At 51.6% G+C, this 19,510-nt stretch carries 18 protein-coding genes; 11 read left to right on the top strand and 7 right to left on the bottom strand.

The annotated features are described in order from the left end of the window. Positions 1–138 precede the first annotated feature (138 nt). Positions 139–1,173, top strand: coding sequence for a serine hydrolase domain-containing protein (locus tag MKJ04_RS00365; RefSeq protein WP_410896803.1), 1,035 nt, complete (start codon positions 139–141; stop codon positions 1,171–1,173). Between the two features lie 421 nt (positions 1,174–1,594). Here MKJ04_RS00365 and MKJ04_RS00360 read toward each other — a convergent pair whose 3' ends face one another. The 7 genes from MKJ04_RS00360 to MKJ04_RS00330 all read right to left on the bottom strand — a co-directional run bounded on the left by MKJ04_RS00360 (position 1,595) and on the right by MKJ04_RS00330 (position 6,954). Further along, a complete protein-coding gene (locus MKJ04_RS00360; RefSeq protein WP_241638185.1) occupies positions 1,595–1,864 on the bottom strand; it encodes a glutaredoxin in 270 nt (89 codons plus the stop codon). Positions 1,865–2,069: 205 nt separating this feature from the next. After that, complete coding sequence (locus MKJ04_RS00355) at positions 2,070–2,759, bottom strand: cytochrome c biogenesis CcdA family protein (RefSeq protein ID WP_241638183.1); 690 nt, start codon at positions 2,757–2,759, stop codon at positions 2,070–2,072. Further along, positions 2,756–3,130 (bottom strand): heavy-metal-associated domain-containing protein, encoded by a 375-nt coding sequence (locus MKJ04_RS00350; RefSeq protein ID WP_241638181.1) that lies wholly within the window; start codon positions 3,128–3,130, stop codon positions 2,756–2,758. Before MKJ04_RS00350 ends, MKJ04_RS00355 begins: the two co-directional genes overlap by 4 nt. Positions 3,131–3,164: 34 nt before the next feature. Then, on the bottom strand, positions 3,165–5,561 hold the full coding sequence (locus tag MKJ04_RS00345) for a heavy metal translocating P-type ATPase (protein WP_241638179.1): 2,397 nt from the start codon (positions 5,559–5,561) through the stop codon (positions 3,165–3,167). Between the two features lie 103 nt (positions 5,562–5,664). After that, positions 5,665–5,979, bottom strand: a complete 315-nt coding sequence (locus tag MKJ04_RS00340; protein WP_241638177.1) for a hypothetical protein — start codon at positions 5,977–5,979, stop codon at positions 5,665–5,667. A gap of 124 nt (positions 5,980–6,103) precedes the next feature. After that, positions 6,104–6,478 (bottom strand): metal-sensitive transcriptional regulator, encoded by a 375-nt coding sequence (locus tag MKJ04_RS00335; protein ID WP_241638175.1) that lies wholly within the window; start codon positions 6,476–6,478, stop codon positions 6,104–6,106. 254 nt (positions 6,479–6,732) lie between these two features. After that, complete coding sequence (locus MKJ04_RS00330; protein WP_241638174.1) at positions 6,733–6,954, bottom strand: four-helix bundle copper-binding protein; 222 nt, start codon at positions 6,952–6,954, stop codon at positions 6,733–6,735. Between the two features lie 617 nt (positions 6,955–7,571). Between MKJ04_RS00330 and hemN the strand changes: the two genes are divergently transcribed. The 10 genes from hemN (at position 7,572) to MKJ04_RS00280 (ending at position 19,267) form a co-directional block, all read left to right on the top strand. After that, complete coding sequence (gene hemN, locus MKJ04_RS00325; RefSeq protein WP_241638173.1) at positions 7,572–8,948, top strand: oxygen-independent coproporphyrinogen III oxidase; 1,377 nt, start codon at positions 7,572–7,574, stop codon at positions 8,946–8,948. 133 nt (positions 8,949–9,081) lie between these two features. Then, positions 9,082–11,484 carry a heavy metal translocating P-type ATPase gene (locus tag MKJ04_RS00320; protein ID WP_241638172.1) on the top strand — a complete coding sequence of 801 codons (2,403 nt, stop codon included), beginning with the start codon at positions 9,082–9,084 and terminating at the stop codon, positions 11,482–11,484. 67 nt (positions 11,485–11,551) lie between these two features. After that, positions 11,552–11,731, top strand: coding sequence for a cbb3-type cytochrome oxidase assembly protein CcoS (gene ccoS / locus MKJ04_RS00315; RefSeq protein ID WP_241638169.1), 180 nt, complete (start codon positions 11,552–11,554; stop codon positions 11,729–11,731). Between the two features lie 433 nt (positions 11,732–12,164). Continuing rightward, positions 12,165–12,755: a TetR/AcrR family transcriptional regulator gene (locus MKJ04_RS00310; RefSeq protein ID WP_241638167.1), complete on the top strand. Its 591-nt coding sequence runs from the start codon at positions 12,165–12,167 to the stop codon at positions 12,753–12,755. Positions 12,756–13,073: 318 nt separating this feature from the next. Next, on the top strand, positions 13,074–14,348 hold the full coding sequence (locus MKJ04_RS00305) for a TolC family protein (protein ID WP_241638165.1): 1,275 nt from the start codon (positions 13,074–13,076) through the stop codon (positions 14,346–14,348). A 17-nt stretch (positions 14,349–14,365) separates the two neighbouring features. Beyond that, positions 14,366–15,325: an HlyD family secretion protein gene (locus MKJ04_RS00300; protein ID WP_241638163.1), complete on the top strand. Its 960-nt coding sequence runs from the start codon at positions 14,366–14,368 to the stop codon at positions 15,323–15,325. Beyond that, complete coding sequence (locus tag MKJ04_RS00295) at positions 15,322–16,248, top strand: ABC transporter ATP-binding protein (protein ID WP_241638161.1); 927 nt, start codon at positions 15,322–15,324, stop codon at positions 16,246–16,248. Before MKJ04_RS00300 ends, MKJ04_RS00295 begins: the two co-directional genes overlap by 4 nt. Next, positions 16,248–16,997 (top strand): ABC transporter ATP-binding protein, encoded by a 750-nt coding sequence (locus tag MKJ04_RS00290; RefSeq protein WP_241638159.1) that lies wholly within the window; start codon positions 16,248–16,250, stop codon positions 16,995–16,997. The genes MKJ04_RS00295 and MKJ04_RS00290 overlap by 1 nt, the downstream gene beginning before the upstream one ends. A gap of 48 nt (positions 16,998–17,045) precedes the next feature. Then, entirely contained in the window at positions 17,046–18,152 is a 1,107-nt protein-coding gene (locus MKJ04_RS00285; RefSeq protein ID WP_241638157.1) for an ABC transporter permease, read from the top strand. Next, positions 18,149–19,267, top strand: coding sequence for an ABC transporter permease (locus MKJ04_RS00280; protein ID WP_241638156.1), 1,119 nt, complete (start codon positions 18,149–18,151; stop codon positions 19,265–19,267). Before MKJ04_RS00285 ends, MKJ04_RS00280 begins: the two co-directional genes overlap by 4 nt. The last annotated feature ends 243 nt before the right edge of the window (positions 19,268–19,510 follow it).

The raw sequence follows: 19,510 nt of genomic DNA, 5'->3' as shown, positions 1-19,510 counted from the left end.
ATTAAATTGGTCGAGTAGTAGGCAAATACAAATATGGTCTGTTTTTATCCGAAAAAATTTGTGTTCCAAATCGGCTGCTATTCATATCCGAAATGTTATGAGCAATTTAATGCAAGTGCGCCGTCCTGAAATAGTATGATGAAGAAACAAACAAAACGAATTCTCAGAATAGTATTTATTCTTGCAAGCATAGGCTCCTTGTTCTTCGTGCCATGGGTTTTGGTATGGGCTTGGATAGTACCACTACCTGACACAGTTCAGGAACAAGTAAATGAAGCAATTGATCATGGGTTTGATGGGATTATTGTCTATGTAGATCAAGGAAGGAAGGAACCAGCCTTTTACGCTGCTGGATGGAAAAACAGGGAGAAAAAGATACCCGCCGATCCTCATTCATTGTTCAAAATTGCCAGTATCAGCAAGTTATATGATGCTGTTGCTATCACCAAATTGGTAAATGACAAACGCCTGTCTTTGGATAAAACGCTTGCCGATTATTTTCCAGAGCTTGTCGGACGAATTCAAAATGCGGATAAGATTTCCTTAAGAATGATGGTGCAGCATCGGAGTGGCATCCCTAATTTTACGGACACCCCAAACTTTTGGATTGACCCACCAAAAAGCAGCAAAGAAGCGCTTGAATTAATCCTGGACTCGCCGGCTGACTTTGAACCAGGTGAAGACTATGCGTATTCAAACACGAATTATTTGTTGATTTCAGAACTCATTGAAAAGGTTGTGGGCTATAGCAAATTCCAATACATCAAGGAGGAAATATTGACCCCTCTCGGACTAAAAAACACCTTCGGGTCCATTCGTGATGTGGATATAGACGATGTGATGAGTGGCTATTACGTTGGCTATGAAAGCGATTTAAAAACTGAGGACCAGGGAATGCTGGCTACCGCAGCCGATGTGGGTACATTCCTGAGGGCATTAAACGATGGCTCTTTATTTGAGGAGGGGGAACAGGATATTTATACCTCCATCTATGTGTACGAGCATACGGGTCTGGTTCCCGGCTATCAGAGTATCGCAAAATACCACAAAGACATCGACACAGTTGTGATTCAATTTACAAACACCACAGATTTTGATGGATACAACTGGAATTTATCAGAAATTATATACAGCCGCATTGTAAAAATACTGAGAAGGCAAAAAAGCTCATAAAAACTGATCTCATTTGAGGATTACGTGCTGAACTGTTCGCAAAGCTCCAGCCTCAGTTGAGTCACGCGTTGCCTGCTCTCTTCAGTGAAGAGGCTGACCGCCAGCGCGGTCAGGAATAGGACCATTCACCTATGGTGGGGCACTGTCGGTCCACTGATAGTCAAGCACACATGGGCGGAGTCGCAGCGCACTGATTTAATGTTTTTCGCGGAGGTGTCGGAGGGGGCTGCAAGTAGCGGTGCAGGTAACAGAACGCTTCGGCAATGTATAACGCGCAGTAGTGGCAATTAAAGAACTCAACCGCCTGTAAGCGTGGGGATTTTCTGGATACAGCACCTACTACTTTGCAGGTAGTCCTTAAAAGCACGGCAGCGCTCCCACACAATGGGAGCGTTGCCGTGCTTTTTTAAATTAACTTCTGCTAGTTCTGACCAATGCCAGCGCTGATCAGCTCTTCTTTTGTTATCGCGTTATTCTGACAGCAGTTCAGCAGCTTGCCGTCCACGGCAACGGCTGGCATTCTAACTACGCCATACGCTTTCGCTTTGGCCAGGCAGGACTTATCGTCGCACATTTCTGCCATGTTATAAACGGTGACATCGCAGCTGTCGCATGTCAGGTCTTTTACCATTTGTACAACTGGCTCACACACAGGGCAACCAGCCGTGAAAATTTCTACTTTGCGTTTCATACCTTATTATCTTTTAGTTTAACATCTGATTCCTTGCAAGGGTAATACAAAGATACAACAGTGGGGTGGGGGGGAAGCAAACAAGGTGACTCAACTAGACTCTTATTTTAGACAACAAGCTTTTGCGCTAAGGCGCGGGATTTATTCCTGGGGCTTTGGGCTCCAAATACGCTCCCGTATCAATAAACACAGGCAGACTTAACGCCTAAGGCATCAGATCGAGGAAAACTTTGCCGTAGTAGAACCCCACAAAGAGCAGCGCACAGCCGCTGACAACCTGAATGATGCGCCTAAGCCAGGATAGCCGCGCCAACCGAGACACAGCCCCGGCAAAAAGGCCCACCAATAGAAATGGAAGCCCCCTGCCCAAGCCGAAGAAAAATGCCAGCAATAAGCCGTAGTACGGGTCGGCGGTGGCTGCCGCAACGGAAAGCAGCAGCAAAAGCGGCGCGGCAGAGGTGCCCAGGCTAAAGATAAAGCCATACATAAAGGCCCCTCCCATACCCGGCTTTCGGAGCGATGCCAGGCGGCTAACCTGCAGGCGAGGGCCATAGAAAGCGACTATGGCGGCTATCAGAGAGACGAAGACCATCAGCAGGGCCCAATAGCGACCAAAAGATTCTGTCAGAATCACGCCAAGCTTTCCGGCAAGCGCACCCAACAGCGTGAGGTTCACCAGAATGCCCATGAAGAACGCCACCGCAATCAGCAACCCGCCTTGGTTTCTTGCATCCGTGTTACTGCTCACCAGTCCTGCCATACCAAGCCCTACCGGGAGCGTGCACGGACAAACGCCGCTGGATACTATACCTGCCAACAGCGCAATTCCCAGGCTTAGGAATGAGGCTTCAGATAGGCCCGACCCGAAACTGCCAAAGAAGTCCTCTAAAGTCACTGCTTGGCTCCTTCCTCTATAGGTGTGCCGGCCTTGTACCCGATCTCATTTATCGCCTGCTGCACCTGACTTGGCGTCAATTCGGACGGTTGGTAGCTAAAGGTCACGTTACGGTGCTGCAGGCTCACCTCAATTTGCTGCACGCCCTCTAAAGATTTAAGCTTGCTCTTGACACTGGCCACGCAGGCATTGCAGGTCATCCCCTCAATGGGTATAGTGGTACGTTTAAGTTTGGAGGCAGAAAGATCCTGCGTTGCCGCGCCCGGCACTTGCTCTGGGTCTGAGCAACCCCCAAGCATAACAGCCAGCAATACTAGTGGCACAACCGCCACTTTGCTACTAAAAGAACTCACTTGCGTTATTAATTTCATCTGCAAACTGGTTTTGGTTAGTTTTATACATGGACTAAGCCTCCAGGGCTGTAAACCCCGCGGTGGTAATGGCGTTTTTCAATTGCTCCGGTGTCACTTTTGCGGGTTCATAGCTGATGTATACCTCTTTCCGGGTTACTTTCGGCTTTATACGCTTTACGCCACGCAGTTCTTTCAGGCAGGCAGCAACGGCTCCTGCGCAGCCTTCGCACACCATGTCGGGAATTTTGTACACCGCCTCAGCCAAGGCCTCCGAACTGGTCTCCTCCGCTTTTTCCAGTTTAATGCTGCGGATGCGAAGAGTGTTCAGCAGGATGGCAAATATACTTACGATCATCACGGCAATGGCCAGTAGTGGAGTAATAAGGCCGAAGGCTGCCAGCAGCATGCCCACCACGTTAAAAAGCACCGCCACGATCACGTTCCCGGTCATGGTGCGGTAGCTGGCTTTCCCTAGCGTTAGGGCATTTACCACGTCAATTAGCTTATCCCCTATCAGGATAACTCCTGCCGACTCAATTGCCACGTCAGTTCCTGCTGCGATGGCAATGCCCACGTCAGCTTGGGCCAGGGCAGGGGCGTCGTTTATGCCGTCTCCCACCATGGCCACTCTTCTGCCTTGCTGCTGAAGGCTAGTGATGGCCGCCACTTTATCGGTTGGCAGCAGTTCTGCTTTCACTTCCCGGATACCAATCTCCTGGGCAACGGCGCTGGCAACGGCCTGCGCGTCACCGGTAAGCATTACCGTATGGATGCCATTCTGATTAAGCTTCTGAACAGCCCGCGCTGCACCTCGCCGAGGGGTGTCCTGGAGCGCAATAATACACATGATGCTTTCCCGCATCGTAATGCCTATCACCGTCTTGCCTTCGGCACTAAGACTGACAATCCGGTTCATGACTTGTTCTGGCAGCCGCATGCCATTTTCAAGCAGAAAAGAAGGTTTTCCGGCAAGTATTTCGTCGCCCAGATAGGTCGCTTTCACTCCTTTCCCGGCAACAGCCCTGAAATTCTCTACTTCGCGGCTGGTTGCACCTTCGCGCTGGGCATAAAAAGCAATAGATTGTCCAATAGGGTGTTCTGACTTACTCTCCACTGCCGCCAATAAAGAGAGCACTTCAAGCCGCTCTTGGCCAAAGGTCTCTACATTTGTTACAGTGGGTTTCCCATAGGTGAGTGTGCCGGTTTTGTCGAATATGACTGTGTTTACCGTAGAGAGCCCATAAAACACCTCACTCGCTTTCACCAAAAGGCCAATCGAAATACCTTTGCCTCCTGCAATGGCCGCCAGCATTGGCGTTGTGATACCCAGTGCACAAGGGTAGCCCATGATGATCGTCGTGATCAGTGCCAACGTGGCCTGGGTGTAATTACCCGTGAAGATAGCCCATGCTGCGAAAGACAGCCCGGCGACGATAAAGACCACCGGCCCGTAATAGTTCATCAAGCGGTCTGCGAGTAGTTCTATCGGCGGCTTACGCTCGGAAATTGAACTCATCAGCCTGACAATCTGGCTCAGGAAGCTGTCTTCCCCGGTTTTGGATACCCTTACCTGCAAGGCTCCGTCCAGATTCAGTGTGCCTCCTATCACCGCGCTGCCCTTTTCCTTCGTGACAGGCACAGATTCGCCGGTAAAGCTGGACTCATCGACACTGGCTATACCCTGGATCACTTCCCCGTCAAGTGATATCCGCTCACCAGGCCGCACCTCTACCACTTCCTCCATCAAAACATCTTTGGTCAGTACGTCTACAAACTGGTTTCCACGCAGCACCCTTGCCCGGGCAGGTTGCAATGACAGGAGCTTCCGCACCGCCTCAGATGCTTTCTTGCGCGTATTTAACTTGAAGTAGGCAAAGAAAAGGTGCAGCGACATGAGCCATGAGGCAACGGGAAGGAAGTTTGGCCAGTCAGGACTGAACAAGGAGAGCGTTCCTATGATGAATGAGCCCCAGGCGCCAGCCGATAGCAACACATTGGCATTGATCACCCGCTGGCTAATGGCCATTATGGTTTTGCGAAGGATGGGATACCCCACCCACAACAGCACCGTTAGCGCTACTCCAAAACTAAACCAGGCTCTGTATAGCGCTGGCAAGCCAAAAATATTGATCGGGTCAATCAGCAGATCCACGATGGAAAGTGCCATGCCGATAGCGCCCCGCTGCTTAATGACCTGAAACAAATCTTCATCGGCCTTGTACTGCTGCACCTCCGAGCTGGACACACTGTAACCTAGCCGCTCTACGGCTTCGGTTAGCTGCTCTCTGGTTATCTGCGCAGTGTCGGCCTCCACCAGCACAATGCCATGCACCAGGTTAACCATCACACTCTTTATGCCTGCATAACGTTTTAAGGCAGTCTCTACGCTCATGGTGCAGAACGAGCACATCAGCCCGGAGACTTTCAGCTGAATTGTTTCTGTTGCCATCTTGATAAAGGTTGGTTTTTAAATTTTATGTGATGCGCGATAATCCGAGGTTGGGATTGTGCCGAAAGTTATGGCCTAGGGGAGGGGGGTGTGCAAATTGAATTTAGCCTCGTTTTCCAAAAGTAGAGAAAAAAGAGCCAAGCAATAAAGTGAGCAGAGGCAACAAGCTGATCTGCAGGAACGGTGTGAGCCCTACCTGTACCCATGGCAGCAGTGGCATGCGGGCACTATAGCCCCACCAGCCAAGGAGCAAGGGGATTTTCTCCATGGTGACAGCCGTTACCATACTCACCGACAAGGCAAGGAGCACTTTCCGCCAGCTCATTTTGCTCAGCCAACGCGGTTCCTGCAGCAGGAGGCCAACAAAAGCATAGATCAGCAGCGTAATCAGGATATCAGCTAGCGTGCATAGTAGCATAAACTTTTGCATGGAGAGGAGGACATTCTCATAAAGTGGTGCATGCAGGTTTTCCCAAAGTAAGTTAAGGGGGAACGCCAATAGCACGATCGCCAGGAGCTCTTTTCTCTGCGGAGTGCGCACCCTATACTTTTTTTTCTTCTTTCAGGTACTTCTCCAGCCACTGGGTAAGTTCCTCTAGCTCCTCCATCTTAAGCGTCAGTTCTTCCAGTTTCAGGTCGGGGAACTGTCGCCGGAGCGCCTCAATCTTGTCTTCGTTGCCGCAGTCGCCCGGGCAGGAGTTCCGCGCATTTACGATCTGGATGGCTAGTGTCTTTCGGTACACCTCGTCCAGCAGCAGGTGGTGCGCTTTCTGCAGTGCGCTCTCCACCGACTTCAGCTGCAGGAGTATGGCTTTGGGTGATTTGTCCTCATCCAGCATTCTGGTGATACCGTCTACCTGCCCGCTTATACTTTTCAGGCGGTTCTTTATGTCTCTGGTTAAATCTTTGGGTAACATGAAGCTTCGTTAATTTTGGCTAAACAAGTTTACAGAAAAGACCCGGCACAGTTTGCCAGGTCTTTCATGTTTAGAGCAGGTATGCTTTGCGTGTTTGAAAGCAAAAAACGTTCAGGAAGGTTTCTGGCGAAGCGTTATTTGAGCCGAATAGCAACGCTATGGGGCGCTAAAAAGGTTAAGTCAGATTCCTCGATGGACAGTTTGCAGCCCAAAAGATGAATTTTAAGCACGCTCTTAATCAGACTATAAGGCGCCTACGCCAGCATGCCGCATTTATCGGCACAGTCGCGGCATGCCTTGGCACACTCCTGGCACACTTCACTGTCGAACTTGGCACAGGCATCTGCACAATCGCTGCACACCTGGGCGCACAGCTTGCCAACCTGTCTCACGTAGTCGGAACTAGCTGCGCACATGCTGGCACAGGCTGTGGCCATATCAATGGCATCCAGGCAGAGCTGGTGACATTTTTTCATATCTGGCTCCCCCATATGTACGTCTAAGCAGACTTTGGCGGCTGTAACGGAGCGGTAACATGCGTCGATGCACGCTTGCATCTCTTTGCTGACCTTCTTCATAGTTTTATAATTTTTAAATAAAATCCTGCAGGCACAGCAGCTAAACCACTGTATGAAAACAAACCGTGCCTTATTTAATGGTTCTAAGCAATGTACATCAACCACCAGGGGGGGAGGCAAAAATTTATTTATTTATTACAGAAAAAAAACCTACACGACCCGTTTTATGCGAGTTGTAGCTACCTCACCAGTCATCTTCAGTATAAAAAGGCCATCTGCCTAATGAACCGGGGCCAAAATACTGGGCTGATTCAGCAGCTACGCTGTAATACATAAGGCGGTGCATACTTCGGTGTGTCGCTCTTGACGCTGAGTAGGTATGAGGTAGGTATGAGATATAAACTTAGGCCGTAGCAGAGCCTGGTTAGCCAACCCACCAGCCAACCCATCCGGAACCAGGATTATCAGAAAAGTGATATAAATCATTCCCTCGCCTGTCGGGCATCAGTCAGGCACTGGCTGATTTCGCTGTACTTTGCCGGAGTGTAAAAGTCAAATCTTTTATGCGCAGAAAAATGCAGCATACGCAAAAAGAGTCTCTGATTCAGAAATACAACGTGCCCGCACCGCGCTATACCAGTTACCCTGCCGTGCCTTACTGGAGCCAGGCCGCGCCCGATGCAAAGCGCTGGATGGACGTGGTAAAACATACCTTTGTCGCCTCGAATGCCACGAAGGGTATAAGCCTGTATATACACCTGCCGTTTTGTGAGCAGCTTTGCACCTATTGCGGCTGCAATACCCGGATCACTAAAAACCACGGGGTAGAGGAGGGGTATATACAGGCTGTTTTGCGGGAGTGGGGGCAGTACTCGCGCCATTTTCCCGAAAAGCCCATTCTGCGCGAGGTGCACCTGGGCGGAGGCACGCCTACCTTTTTCAAACCGGCGAACCTGCGCAAACTGCTGGAGGGGATTTATGCCGGGGCAGAATTTCACCCGGAAAAAGAGTTCAGCTTCGAGGGCCATCCGAACAACACCACGGCCGAGCACCTGCAAACGCTCTATGACCTTGGGTTTCGGAGGGTGAGTTACGGTATTCAGGATTTCGACCCGAAAGTGCAGGTCACGATCAACCGTGTGCAGCCCTTCGAAAACGTGAGGCGCGTTACCGAAGCGGCCCGCAGCATCGGCTACGCGTCCGTGAATTTCGACCTGATCTACGGGTTGCCTCACCAGACCCTGGAGACCGTGGGCGACACGATTGACAAGGTGGCTGCGCTGATGCCGGACCGTATTGCCTTTTACTCGTACGCGCATGTGCCCTGGGTAAAGCCGGGCCAACGCAGCTATGCCGAAAAAGATCTGCCCGACAACGCCGCGAAACGCGCCCTTTACGAGCTCGGCCTCCGAAGATTCCGGGCGCTCGGGTATACCGACATCGGCATGGATCACTTTGCCTTGCCGCAGGATGCCCTGTACAAGGCATACCAGCGGAAGGAGCTGCACCGCAACTTTATGGGCTATACCACATGCCCGACAGAACTGCTCCTTGGCCTGGGCACGTCCTCTATCAGCGATGCCAGGTATGCTTACATGCAGAACCTGAAAACGGTGGAGGCCTACCAGCAAGCGATAGCCGCCGGAGAACTGGCCGCGCTGAAAGGGCACTTTCTGAGCGAAGAAGACCTGCTGCTGAAAGAGGCCATCCTACAGCTTGCCTGTCGCGGTGAGCTTGAGCTGAACGAGAGGCTGCTGCAGAGCGTAGACGCCAACGCCCTGGCGGAGCTGCAGCAGATGGCCGAAGAGCAACTGATCGTGCTTTCAGAAGACAGGCTCACGATAACCGCGGCGGGCCAGGCCTTTGTGCGCAACGTGTGCGCCAAATTCGACCGCAGGCTGCGCGAAACGGCGAACACTGCCGAGCAGCAGGTGTTCAGCAAGTCCATTTAATGCCGTATACCCCAATCAAAAACAACCCCGGCACCTTTTCCTGCTGATCAGGATCAGGGCAACGGGTGACACTTGTCATCTTTTCCGACAGCGCCTCCCGCTACCTTTATACCATATATAAAGGAAAACTGAGATGGAAACCGCACTTCTAACCGATGTTCAGTACTGCTATCATTGCGGGGATGAATGCGTTGATGAACTGATACTCGCACACGGGAAATCCTTTTGCTGTGCCGGTTGCAAAACCGTTTACGAACTGCTGGAGGACAACAACCTCTGCACCTATTATACCCTGGAGCAAAACCCGGGCATAACGGGCAAAGCCCTACAGCAGGAAGCCCGCTTTGCTTACCTCGATGATGCCGGCGTGGCCGCCCAGTTGATCAATTTCCGCAACGACTCCATCTGCAAGCTCACCTTTCACGTGCCCCAGATGCATTGCAGCTCCTGCATCTGGCTGCTGGAAAACCTTTTCAGGCTGAACCCGGGTATTTCAGAGTCTCGGGTAAATTTCATGCGCAAGGAGATCTCGCTCACTTTTCTGCACCAGCAAACCACGCTGCGCGAGGTCGTGGCGCTCCTGGCCCGGATCGGCTATGAGCCGGAAATTACCCTGGCCGACACAGATGGCAGGAAGACCAGCAAGCCGAATCGCACGCTCCTGTACAAGCTGGGAATCGCGGGCTTTTGTTTCGGGAACGTGATGCTGCTGGCTTTCCCGGAGTACCTCTCCGTGACAGACGGGCTGCAGCGCACATACGGCACCTTTTTCGGATATTTGAGCCTGCTGCTCTCGCTGCCGGTGCTCCTGTACAGTGCGCGTGGTTTCTTTACTTCGGCGGTGGGGGGTATAAAACAGCGGATGGTGAACATAGACGTGCCCATTGCCACCGGCCTGCTGGCGCTTTTTACAGTCAGCTTCTATCAGGTCGTTACCGGTACCGGCCCGGGCTATTTCGACTCCTTCACTGGCCTGGTGTTCTTTATGCTGATTGGCAAATACTTCCAGCAGAAAACCTACGACACGCTTTCCTTCGACAGAGATTATACCGCCTATTTTCCGGTATCGGTAACGGTGCTGCGCGATGAGGCGGAAGCTGCTGTAGCGGTTCGGAACCTGAAGGTGGGCGACCGCGTCAGGATCCGCAACCAGGAGCTGCTACCGGCAGATGCCCTCTTGCTGTGCGGCTCCGCCCGGATTGACTATAGCTTTGTGAGCGGCGAGTCGGAACCCGTGGAGATGGTGGCGGGCGAGGTGATTTACGCCGGCGGACGGCAGGTGGGGGAGAGCATCGAGCTGGAAGTGGTAAAGGAAGTCTCGCAGAGTTACCTGACCCAGCTGTGGAACGACAGCGTGTTCTCCAAGAACGAGGAGCAGCGCGTGAGCACCTATTCCAACGTGGCGGGCAAGTGGTTTATCATCGCCACGCTGCTGATTGCCGCCGGGGCGCTTGCCTACTGGGTGCCGCGCGACCTGAACATGGCCATGAAATCCTTTACCTCAGTGCTGATCATCGCCTGCCCGTGCGCGCTGTCGCTGGCCGCGCCTTTTGTGCACGGCCATACCCTGCGGGTGTTCGGCAAGAACAAGTTTTACCTGAAAAACACGGCGGTGGTAGAGGCGCTCGCCAGCATCGACACCGTTGTTTTCGACAAGACGGGCACCCTGACCGAGACCAGCGCTGCGGAGTTGGGCTATACCGGCAAAGCGCTTACAAGTGCCCAGGAGCAGGGTATAAAATCGGTGCTGCGCCACTCCACGCACCCGCTCAGCCAGCGTATTTTCCAGAGCCTGCCAGCCGACACCACGGATGTGGATGATTTTCAGGAGTATGCTGGCAAAGGGGTGTCGGGCAAAGTGAATGGCAGTTTCATCCGCGCCGGGTCTGCCGCCTATTTGGGCATTGCGCCGGGCCATACCTCAGATTCCCTGAAAACGAGTGTATACATCGCTGTGGACGGTGTAGTGCTGGGCTATTATACCTTCTACAATGTGTATCGGCAGGGCCTGAAAGGCATCCTGACCGAACTGAGCGACAAGCGCATTGCGGTGCTTTCCGGCGACAACGACCATGAGCGGGCGCGCCTGCAGAAACTGCTGGGGGCTGAGGCAGCGCTCAATTTCAGTCAGAGCCCGGTACAAAAGCTGGAGTACATACAGCAACTCCAAAGTCACCGCCACAAGGTGTTGATGGTGGGTGACGGGCTGAACGACGCCGGGGCCTTGCGCCAGAGCGATGCCGGTATAGCCCTGACCAACAGCATCACCAACTTCTCGCCCTCCTGCGACGCGATTCTGGATGCCTCCGCCTTCGACCGGCTGAGTAAGTTCCTGCGCTTCTCCAAAACAAGCATGCGGATCATCCTGGCTGCGTTTGCCGTGTCGCTGGTGTACAATGTCATCGGCTTGTCGCTGGCGGTGCAGGGGCTGTTTTCCCCCATCGCCTCGGCTATACTCATGCCCATCAGCTCGCTCAGCGTGATCGTGTTCGCCACGCTGTCAGTGAAAATCGCCGCAAAACGGGCCGGACTGTAGGCTGGGCTTCCGGTCCGGTAGCTGCTTGCTTTGTGATTTCAATTTATACCTATACATACCAGAATCCATGTACATAATTTTTCTGATGATCGGGATTAGTATAACGGTGGCCGCGCTTTTCCTGGGCGCGTTTTTATGGGCGGTGCGCACCGGCCAGTATGACGACGATTATACCCCGGCGGTGCGCATGCTGTTTGATGATGAACCGGCACCGGCCCGCAAGCCCGGAGAAGACGAAAAGCTGTAGCTTGTAGCCGCTGCGCTTTCTACGCAACGGATTGCTGCCGGTACCTCTACTATACTACAGCTGTTTTTGATTGGGGATATCTAAAACTGAAGTTATAGCCTATTCTACAGGATTTAGACATTAAGTTGCTCGAAATTGGCCTAAGAGCATGTTTAAAATTCATCTTTTGGGCTACAAAACGTCCATCAAGGAACCTGACTTCACCTTTTTATCGCCCCATAACGCTGCTATGCGGCTCAAAAAACGCCTCGTCAGAACCCTTCCTGAACATTTTTCGCTTCCAAAAATGAAATTTAAACCTACTCTTTGTTTTAAGTTGGAGTGTAAAGAAAGAGTCTCTTTTTTTATTTTCAGGGGAAACCTTGCATCGGCAGAAATTTATGTCTTTCTTTGAGAGTGAACGTTCACTCTCAAAGAATAATGTTGATTCTCCATGACTACAGATGTAACATACAGGCAACTAGAAATAATAGAAGCAGCTGGAAAGATACTTTCTGCATCTGGTGTTAGCGGCCTGACCATAAAGAACATGGCGAAAGAGATGAAGTTTTCTGAAAGTGCCATTTATCGTCATTTCTCTAGTAAGGAAGATATCATTGTGGCCATGTTGAATTACCTGGCTGAAAAAATGGATGAACGCTTTACTAAAGTAAGTGAGGGTGCTGGAACTCCTGAAGAGAAATTTAGGGCCCTGTTCCAAAGTCAGTTTATGTTCTTTGAGCAGAAGCCATATTTTGTGGTTGCCGTGCTTTCAGATGGGCTAATGGAAGAAAGTCAGAGAATTAATGAGGCTTTGCTTAAAATAATGAAAGTAAAAATGAGTCATTTGCTGCCCACCTTGGTAGATGGCCAGCAATCAGGTGTTTTTACGGATGAAGTTACGGCCGAAATGCTGACACATGTTGTGATGGCCTCCTTCAGGCTACAGATGTTGAAGTGGCGGCTGTCAGGTTTTAAGGCCGATATTCATGAAGATGGAAACAAGCTCCTGGATGCCTTATTAATTATCATAAAGAAAAAGTGAACAATCAATATAGTATAATAAGTGTGTATTGCCGATATACCCAGTGATTTTTGTTGTATACCTGTTTTTCTCATCTTAACTGATAACTGAGAAAACCACTTGCTCCTGGCCTCGATCTTGAGTCAGTTTTAAAAGGAACTGACTTTTTTTAGAGGCATATTAGTTAGTGAACATTCACACACAAATACATTGTTTGAAGCCTAAAACAAGATGTAATATATAATAGATAGCACTCATAAAAGAATGGGATGCGTAAAACTGATAATAAGAAATAAGTTGTCCATGCAAACTGAGTTTATGCCGCGGTTAAGTGAATGGTTGAATAGAACGATTAAGCTGCTACTGCTTCTGGCAGGCCTGGTGCCTTGTGGCCTCTATGCCCAACAAATGCCAACGCTCACATTAGAGAAGGCCCAGGAACTGGCACAGCAAAACTACCCAATTACGCGGCAGCGCGACCTGCTGCGGCAAACGGAGCAGTACACGCTGGACAGGCTGAACAAAGGCTACCTGCCCCAACTCTCTGTTAATGGGCAGGCTACTTACCAATCGGATGTCACGAATGTGCCCTTAGAGCTGCCCAACATGGAGATTCCCTCGCCACCTAAAGAGCAATACAGGATAACTGCCGATGTGAACCAGCTGGTTTACGACGGCGGGGTTATACGGCAGCAAAAGAACGTAGCGCAATTAAGCACAGCCGTAGAAACGCAGCAGGTTGAAGTGGAGCTGCATAAGCTCCGGGAACGCATAAATCAGCTGTACCTGGGCACCCTTCTATTGGACCAGCAGCTGGAACAGGTAAATCTGGTGCAGCAGGATTTGGAGGCAGGTATCCGGAAGGTGGACGCGCAGGTAAAAAACGGGGTGAGCTTCAAGTCAAATTTATACCTGCTGCAAGCTGAACTTCTTAAAAATACCCAGCGCCGGACTGAACTGCAGGCCTCCCGCCAGGCCACGCTGCAGACGCTTTCCCTCTTCCTGGGACAGACACTGGTTGAAAGCGTTACACTTGCCGTTCCTGCTGAAACAGAGCTTGCCGGTAAAGCTGAGATACAGCGCCCGGAGCTGAAACTATACTCCACCCAACGAACACTACTGGAGCAGCAGAATAAGCTGATATTAGCCCGCAACCTGCCTAAGACAAGTCTGTTTGGGCAAAGCGGGTATGGAAATCCAGGTCTTAATTTCCTGCAGAATGGAGCAGACTGGTGGTATATGGGAGGGGTTCGGTTGAATTGGTCTATCAGCAATTTCTATACTTACCGGAACGACAAACGAATACTTGCTGTGCAGCAGCAGCTGACAGAGGTGCAACGCGAAACTTTTCTGCTCAACACAAATGCGCAGCTGAAGCAGCAGCAAGCCGAGATAGAGAAGCTAGCGCAGCTTTTGGAGACCGACAGGGAGATTGCGGCGTTGCGCAGGAAAGTAAAGGCCGCTGCCAATGCCCAGCTGGAGAACGGGGTGATAACCGCCAACGACTACCTGCGCGAGGTATATGCCGAGGATCAGGCCAGGCTTACCCTTATCCTGCACCAACTGCAACTGTTACAGGCAAAGATCACCTATAGTACCCTACTTGGCCACTAACCTGAATATTTTGTTTTATGAGAAAGACGCAGTTTTTGTATACGCTGGTAATTGGGCTACTACTTTCCGGTTGCGGTAGCGATGAGCCGGAATTTGACGCCACCGGTACCTTTGAGGCCGATGAAGTGATCGTTTCTTCAGAACTGGGTGGCAGGATTGACTCCTTTACCGTGGAAGAGGGGCAGCAGCTGGCAGCAGGAAAGGTGGTCGGGGCGATTGATGCGCAGAACCTGGTGCTGCAGAAGGAGCAAGTGGAGGCAAGCATAGAAGCCCTGCAGGAGAAAACCCTGGATGTGCAGCCGCAGATAGAATTGCTCTGGAACCAGTTAAAGGTACAGAAGGCACAACTGGCTGCGCTGGAGCGGGAGCAGAAACGCACGCAGAACCTCATCGCCGCCGACGCTGCCACAGGCAAGCAGCTCGACGATATAAATTCGCAGATAGATGTGCTGAAAGGGCAGATGGAGGTAACGCAGCAGCAGATAAACGTGCAACGCACTGCCACTTACACCCAGAACCGTGGTATACTGAGCGAAAACAAGCCGCTGCAGAAACGCGTGGCACAGCTGGAGAACCAACTGGACGACGCCAGCATCACCAACCCGGTCAGTGGCACCGTGCTTTCTACCTACGCCGAGGAGGGGGAGATTACTGCACCGGGCAAGCCCCTTTACAAAATAGCAGACCTCTCCACCATGACCCTGCGTGCCTACATCACCGGCAGTCAGCTGCCGCAGGTGCGGCTGGGACAGCAGGTAAACGTGTTCGTAGACCAGGGAGAAGGCTACAAAGAACTGCCTGGCACCATAACCTGGGTTTCGGATAAAGCAGAATTCACTCCAAAAACCATACAGACGAAAGAGGAACGCGCAAACCTGGTTTATGCCATAAAAGTTCGGGTGAAGAATGACGGCTACCTGAAGGTAGGTATGTATGGAGAAGTCAGGTTGTCGGGGGAAGGAGAGGAGGAGAAATGAGCACAGCTGTGAAAGCCGATAACCTGGAGAAGCGCTATGGCACCAAAAAGGAGGTGACGCATGCGCTGAAAGGGGTTTCCTTTGAGGTGGAGCGAGGGGAGCTGTTCGGGATCATTGGGCCGGATGGTGCCGGGAAGACCTCGCTCTTCCGCATCCTGACAACGCTGCTGGTGCCTGAAGGCGGCCAGGCGCAGGTAGATGGGTATGACGTGGTGGAGGACTACAGGGAAATACGGAAGCGGGTAGGGTATATGCCGGGTCGCTTCTCGCTTTACCAGGACCTGACGGTAGAGGAGAACCTGAAGTTCTTCGCGACCATCTTCCATACCACGGTAGGGGAAAACTACGACTTGATCAAGGATATTTATGAGCAGATCGAGCCCTTCAAAGACCGAAAGGCAGGCAAGCTGTCGGGAGGTATGAAGCAGAAGCTGGCACTGAGCTGCGCGCTGATTCACCGGCCTTCTGTACTGTTCCTGGATGAGCCCACCACCGGGGTGGATGCCGTGTCGCGGAAGGAGTTCTGGGAGATGCTGCGAAAGCTAAAGGAGCAGGGGATAACCATACTGGTCTCCACCCCCTACATGGATGAAGCCAGCCTCTGCGACCGCGTGGCGCTGATACAGACCGGTGAGATTATGTCGATTAACACGCCGGAAGGCATCATCAGGGACTTTGAAAATCCCCTGGTGGCCGTCAAGGCAGATAATATGTTTCGCCTCCTGAAGGACCTGCAGAGTTTCCCCGGCCTGTTCGACAGCTATGCGTTCGGGGAGTACCACCATGCCGTGCTGCAAAAGGAGAACCAGCAGCAGGAACTGCAGGCGTACCTGCAGGAACAGCAGCATGAGTCGCTGGAGCTACAGCAAATTAAGCCTGATGTGGAAGATTGTTTTATAGCGCTAATGAAAACGGACTCTTGATGGGAATAGATAAAGAAAAGGTAATCACAGCAAATCAGCTGACCAAACGCTTCGGCGATTTCACAGCCGTGGATGCCATCTCTTTTGAGGTGGAGAAGGGGGAGATTTTCGGATTTCTGGGAGCTAACGGTGCCGGTAAAACCACGGCCATCCGCATGCTGAGCGGCCTGTCTATACCTTCGGACGGCGAGGCTACCGTGGCAGGCTTTGATGTATACCGGCAAACTGAGCAGATAAAGCGTAGCATTGGCTATATGAGCCAAAAATTTTCGCTCTACGAAGATCTGACAGTGCGGGAGAATATCCGGTTCTTCGCGGGCATTTATGGGATGAGTGACCAGTTCATCAAGGACAACACAGCGCGGCTGCTACACCAGCTGCGCCTGAAGGAGGAGGAGAACAAGCTGGTGAAGTCGTTGCCGCTGGGCTGGAAACAGAAGCTGGCTTTCTCGGTGGCGATATTCCATGAGCCGGAAATCGTTTTCCTGGACGAACCTACCGGCGGTGTGGACCCTGTCACGCGGCGGGAGTTCTGGACCATGATTTATGAGGCGGCAGAGTCGGGTATCACGGTTTTCGTGACGACGCACTACATGGACGAGGCGGAATACTGCAACCGCGTTTCCATTATGGTGGATGGCCGCATCGATGCCCTGGATACCCCGAAAAATCTGAAGCAGCAGTATGAGGTGGGCAGCATGGAGGATGTATTCATCAAGCTGGCCAGAAAAGCTACCAGGGCAGATTAAACACCAGCCATGAAGTGGCAGCCCATACGTATTTAAAAGAGCGAACGCATGAAACAGTTCATTTCCTTTGTAAGGAAAGAGTTCTATCACATTTTCCGCGATCCGCGCACGATGTTCATTCTGCTGGGCATGCCGGTGATTCTGGTGGTTATCTTTGGCTTTGCCCTCACCAACGAGGTAAAGAATGCTGACATCGCCGTGTTTGACCAGTCTAAAGACGAGGCAACTTCCTCCCTCATTGCCGAACTGCAGGCCAGCCGCTATTTCAATATAGAAAAGCGCCTGCGGTCTTATCAGGAGGTGGAAGAGGAGTTTAAAAAGGGAAACATTAAAATGGCGGTTGTGCTTCCCCCAAATTTTGGCTCCGATCTGCTCCACCTCCACAATGCCCAGGTGCAGCTGATCGCGGATGCCTCAGACCCTAACGTCGCTAACACCCTGACAAACTATGCGGCTGCGGTCATTCTGGATTTTCAGGACCGGATCACCGATGGCCGCAATCTCCCCTATACCATTACCACTCAGTTTCGGATGCTCTATAACCCCCAACTGAAAGGCGCCTATAGCTTTGTGCCCGGTGTGATGGCGATGGTGCTCATGCTGGTCTGTACCATGATGACGGCCATCACCATTGTGCGGGAGAAGGAAACCGGTACGATGGAAGTGCTGCTGGTTTCGCCGGTACAGCCGATGAAAATCGTCACGGCAAAGGCCGTTCCGTACCTGCTGCTCTCCCTGATAAATATTGCCACTATCCTGATGTTAAGTTATTTTGTGCTGGATGTGCCCATTAACGGAAGCCTCACTTTGCTGGTACTCCAAAGCATACTCTTTACGGTAACCTCGCTGGCGCTGGGCCTGCTAATCTCTGCCATAACAGACTCGCAGCAGACGGCTATGTTCATCTCACTTACCGGTATGTTCCTGCCCGCCCTCATGCTCAGCGGCTTTATGTTCCCCATTGAGAACATGCCAACCATTTTACAGCTTTTATCCCACCTGGTTCCCGCCAAGTGGTACTATATCATCGTGCGCTCTGTGATGATTAAAGGAGTCGGGATGGAAGCTGTGTGGAAGGAGACGCTTATACTATCGGGTATGCTGCTGTTCTTCCTGTTTATGAGTATCAAAAAATTTAAGATACGGCTCGCATGAGGACGCTACTGTTTCTACTTCAAAAGGAGTTCCGGCAAATCTTCCGGGACAAGGCCATCCTTCGCATGATTTTCGTCATGCCGATTTTGCAGCTGGTTGTATTGCCCTGGGCGGCAGACTACGAGATGAAGAACATCCGCCTCAGCATCGTAGACCATGATAATTCGCCATACTCACAGGAACTGGTACACAAGATCACCGCCTCGGGGTACTTTTTACTGAACACTTACACACAATCCTTTGCAGATGCCATGCACGAGGTGGAAGAAGACAGGGCGGACCTGATCCTGGAGATCCCGCCACGGTTTGAGCGGACGCTGGTACGCGAGAATGAGGCGACCCTGTTTATGGCGCTCAACGCGATCAATGGAGTGAAAGCCAACCTGGGAGGCGCTTACCTGCGGACGATTATTCAGGACTACAACCGCGAAGTACGGCTGAACTGGGTACAGTTGCCACGGTTCAACCCCGAGACACGCATAGAAATCGTGCCCTCCAACTGGTTCAACCCCTTCATGAACTACCAATACTTTATGGTGCCGGGAATCCTGGTGATTCTGGTGACGCTGGTCGGCTCATTCCTCACAGCGCTTAATATTGTGCGGGAGAAGGAGGTGGGTACCATGGAGCAGATAAACGTAACTCCGATCAAGAAACATCATTTTATACTGGGCAAGCTGATCCCCTTCTGGATTCTCGGTTTGGTGGTGCTGACAGTCGGGTTCTTTCTTTCCTGGGTGGTGTATGGCATTGTGCCGGTTGGCAGCTTTGTTACAATCTATGTGTTTGCGGCTATCTACCTGCTGGCAGTGCTGGGGCTCGGGCTGCTTATCTCTTCCTACGCCGACAGCCAGCAGCAGGCCATGCTTATTTCCTTCTTTATGATGATGGTCTTTATCCTGCTCAGCGGTCTTTATACGTCCATAGACAGCATGCCGGAGTGGGCGCAGTTGGTCACGCTCCTGAACCCAGTTGCCTACTTCATAGACGTTATCCGGCTGGTGGTGCTGAAGGGGGCAGGGCTATCTGAAATTCGCCAACAGCTGTTGACCATAATCGGCTTTGCCGTGGTACTGAATGCATGGGCGGTGTTCAGCTATAAGAAACGGTCGTGATGTGGGTGATATATACTTTGGTGCCAGAGAACTAATGGGTAAGTCAGCCTACGGTTCCTGTAACTGTCTCGTCCTGAAATAAGTTGGCGGTTTTGAGACGAAGTCCCTTTTTAATTTGTGACCTCCGATGCCTTTGCTATTGGAGGTTTTCTTTTTCCACTTTCTTGCCTCCAGTTCCCTTTGCCGGCGCATCTGCTCGGGCTTAAGGTAGTGGCAAGGGAGTCAGCAGTTCCAATCAGAGAA

It is taken from the genome of Pontibacter sp. E15-1, assembly GCF_022601975.1.
In the GTDB taxonomy this organism is placed as follows: Bacteria; Bacteroidota; Bacteroidia; order Cytophagales; family Hymenobacteraceae; genus Pontibacter.
The sequence above is the reverse complement of the archived record's forward strand: the minus strand, read 5'-3'. Positions and strand labels throughout refer to the sequence as shown.

Bases quoted from the DNA above. Each gene is read 5' to 3' on its own strand.
- MKJ04_RS00290 (WP_241638159.1), top strand. From the start codon at position 16,248: ATGGGAATAGATAAAGAAAAGGTAATCACAGCAAATCAGCTGACCAAA.
- ccoS (WP_241638169.1), top strand. From the start codon at position 11,552: ATGTACATAATTTTTCTGATGATCGGGATTAGTATAACGGTGGCCGCG.
- MKJ04_RS00330 (WP_241638174.1), bottom strand. From the start codon at position 6,954: ATGAAAAAATGTCACCAGCTCTGCCTGGATGCCATTGATATGGCCACA.
- MKJ04_RS00280 (WP_241638156.1), top strand. From the start codon at position 18,149: ATGAGGACGCTACTGTTTCTACTTCAAAAGGAGTTCCGGCAAATCTTC.
- MKJ04_RS00365 (WP_410896803.1), top strand. From the start codon at position 139: ATGAAGAAACAAACAAAACGAATTCTCAGAATAGTATTTATTCTTGCA.
- MKJ04_RS00295 (WP_241638161.1), top strand. From the start codon at position 15,322: ATGAGCACAGCTGTGAAAGCCGATAACCTGGAGAAGCGCTATGGCACC.
- MKJ04_RS00335 (WP_241638175.1), bottom strand. From the start codon at position 6,478: ATGTTACCCAAAGATTTAACCAGAGACATAAAGAACCGCCTGAAAAGT.
- MKJ04_RS00340 (WP_241638177.1), bottom strand. From the start codon at position 5,979: ATGCTACTATGCACGCTAGCTGATATCCTGATTACGCTGCTGATCTAT.
- MKJ04_RS00320 (WP_241638172.1), top strand. From the start codon at position 9,082: ATGGAAACCGCACTTCTAACCGATGTTCAGTACTGCTATCATTGCGGG.
- MKJ04_RS00350 (WP_241638181.1), bottom strand. From the start codon at position 3,130: ATGAAATTAATAACGCAAGTGAGTTCTTTTAGTAGCAAAGTGGCGGTT.
- MKJ04_RS00285 (WP_241638157.1), top strand. From the start codon at position 17,046: ATGAAACAGTTCATTTCCTTTGTAAGGAAAGAGTTCTATCACATTTTC.
- MKJ04_RS00345 (WP_241638179.1), bottom strand. From the start codon at position 5,561: ATGGCAACAGAAACAATTCAGCTGAAAGTCTCCGGGCTGATGTGCTCG.
- hemN (WP_241638173.1), top strand. From the start codon at position 7,572: ATGCAGCATACGCAAAAAGAGTCTCTGATTCAGAAATACAACGTGCCC.
- MKJ04_RS00310 (WP_241638167.1), top strand. From the start codon at position 12,165: ATGACTACAGATGTAACATACAGGCAACTAGAAATAATAGAAGCAGCT.
- MKJ04_RS00360 (WP_241638185.1), bottom strand. From the start codon at position 1,864: ATGAAACGCAAAGTAGAAATTTTCACGGCTGGTTGCCCTGTGTGTGAG.
- MKJ04_RS00300 (WP_241638163.1), top strand. From the start codon at position 14,366: ATGAGAAAGACGCAGTTTTTGTATACGCTGGTAATTGGGCTACTACTT.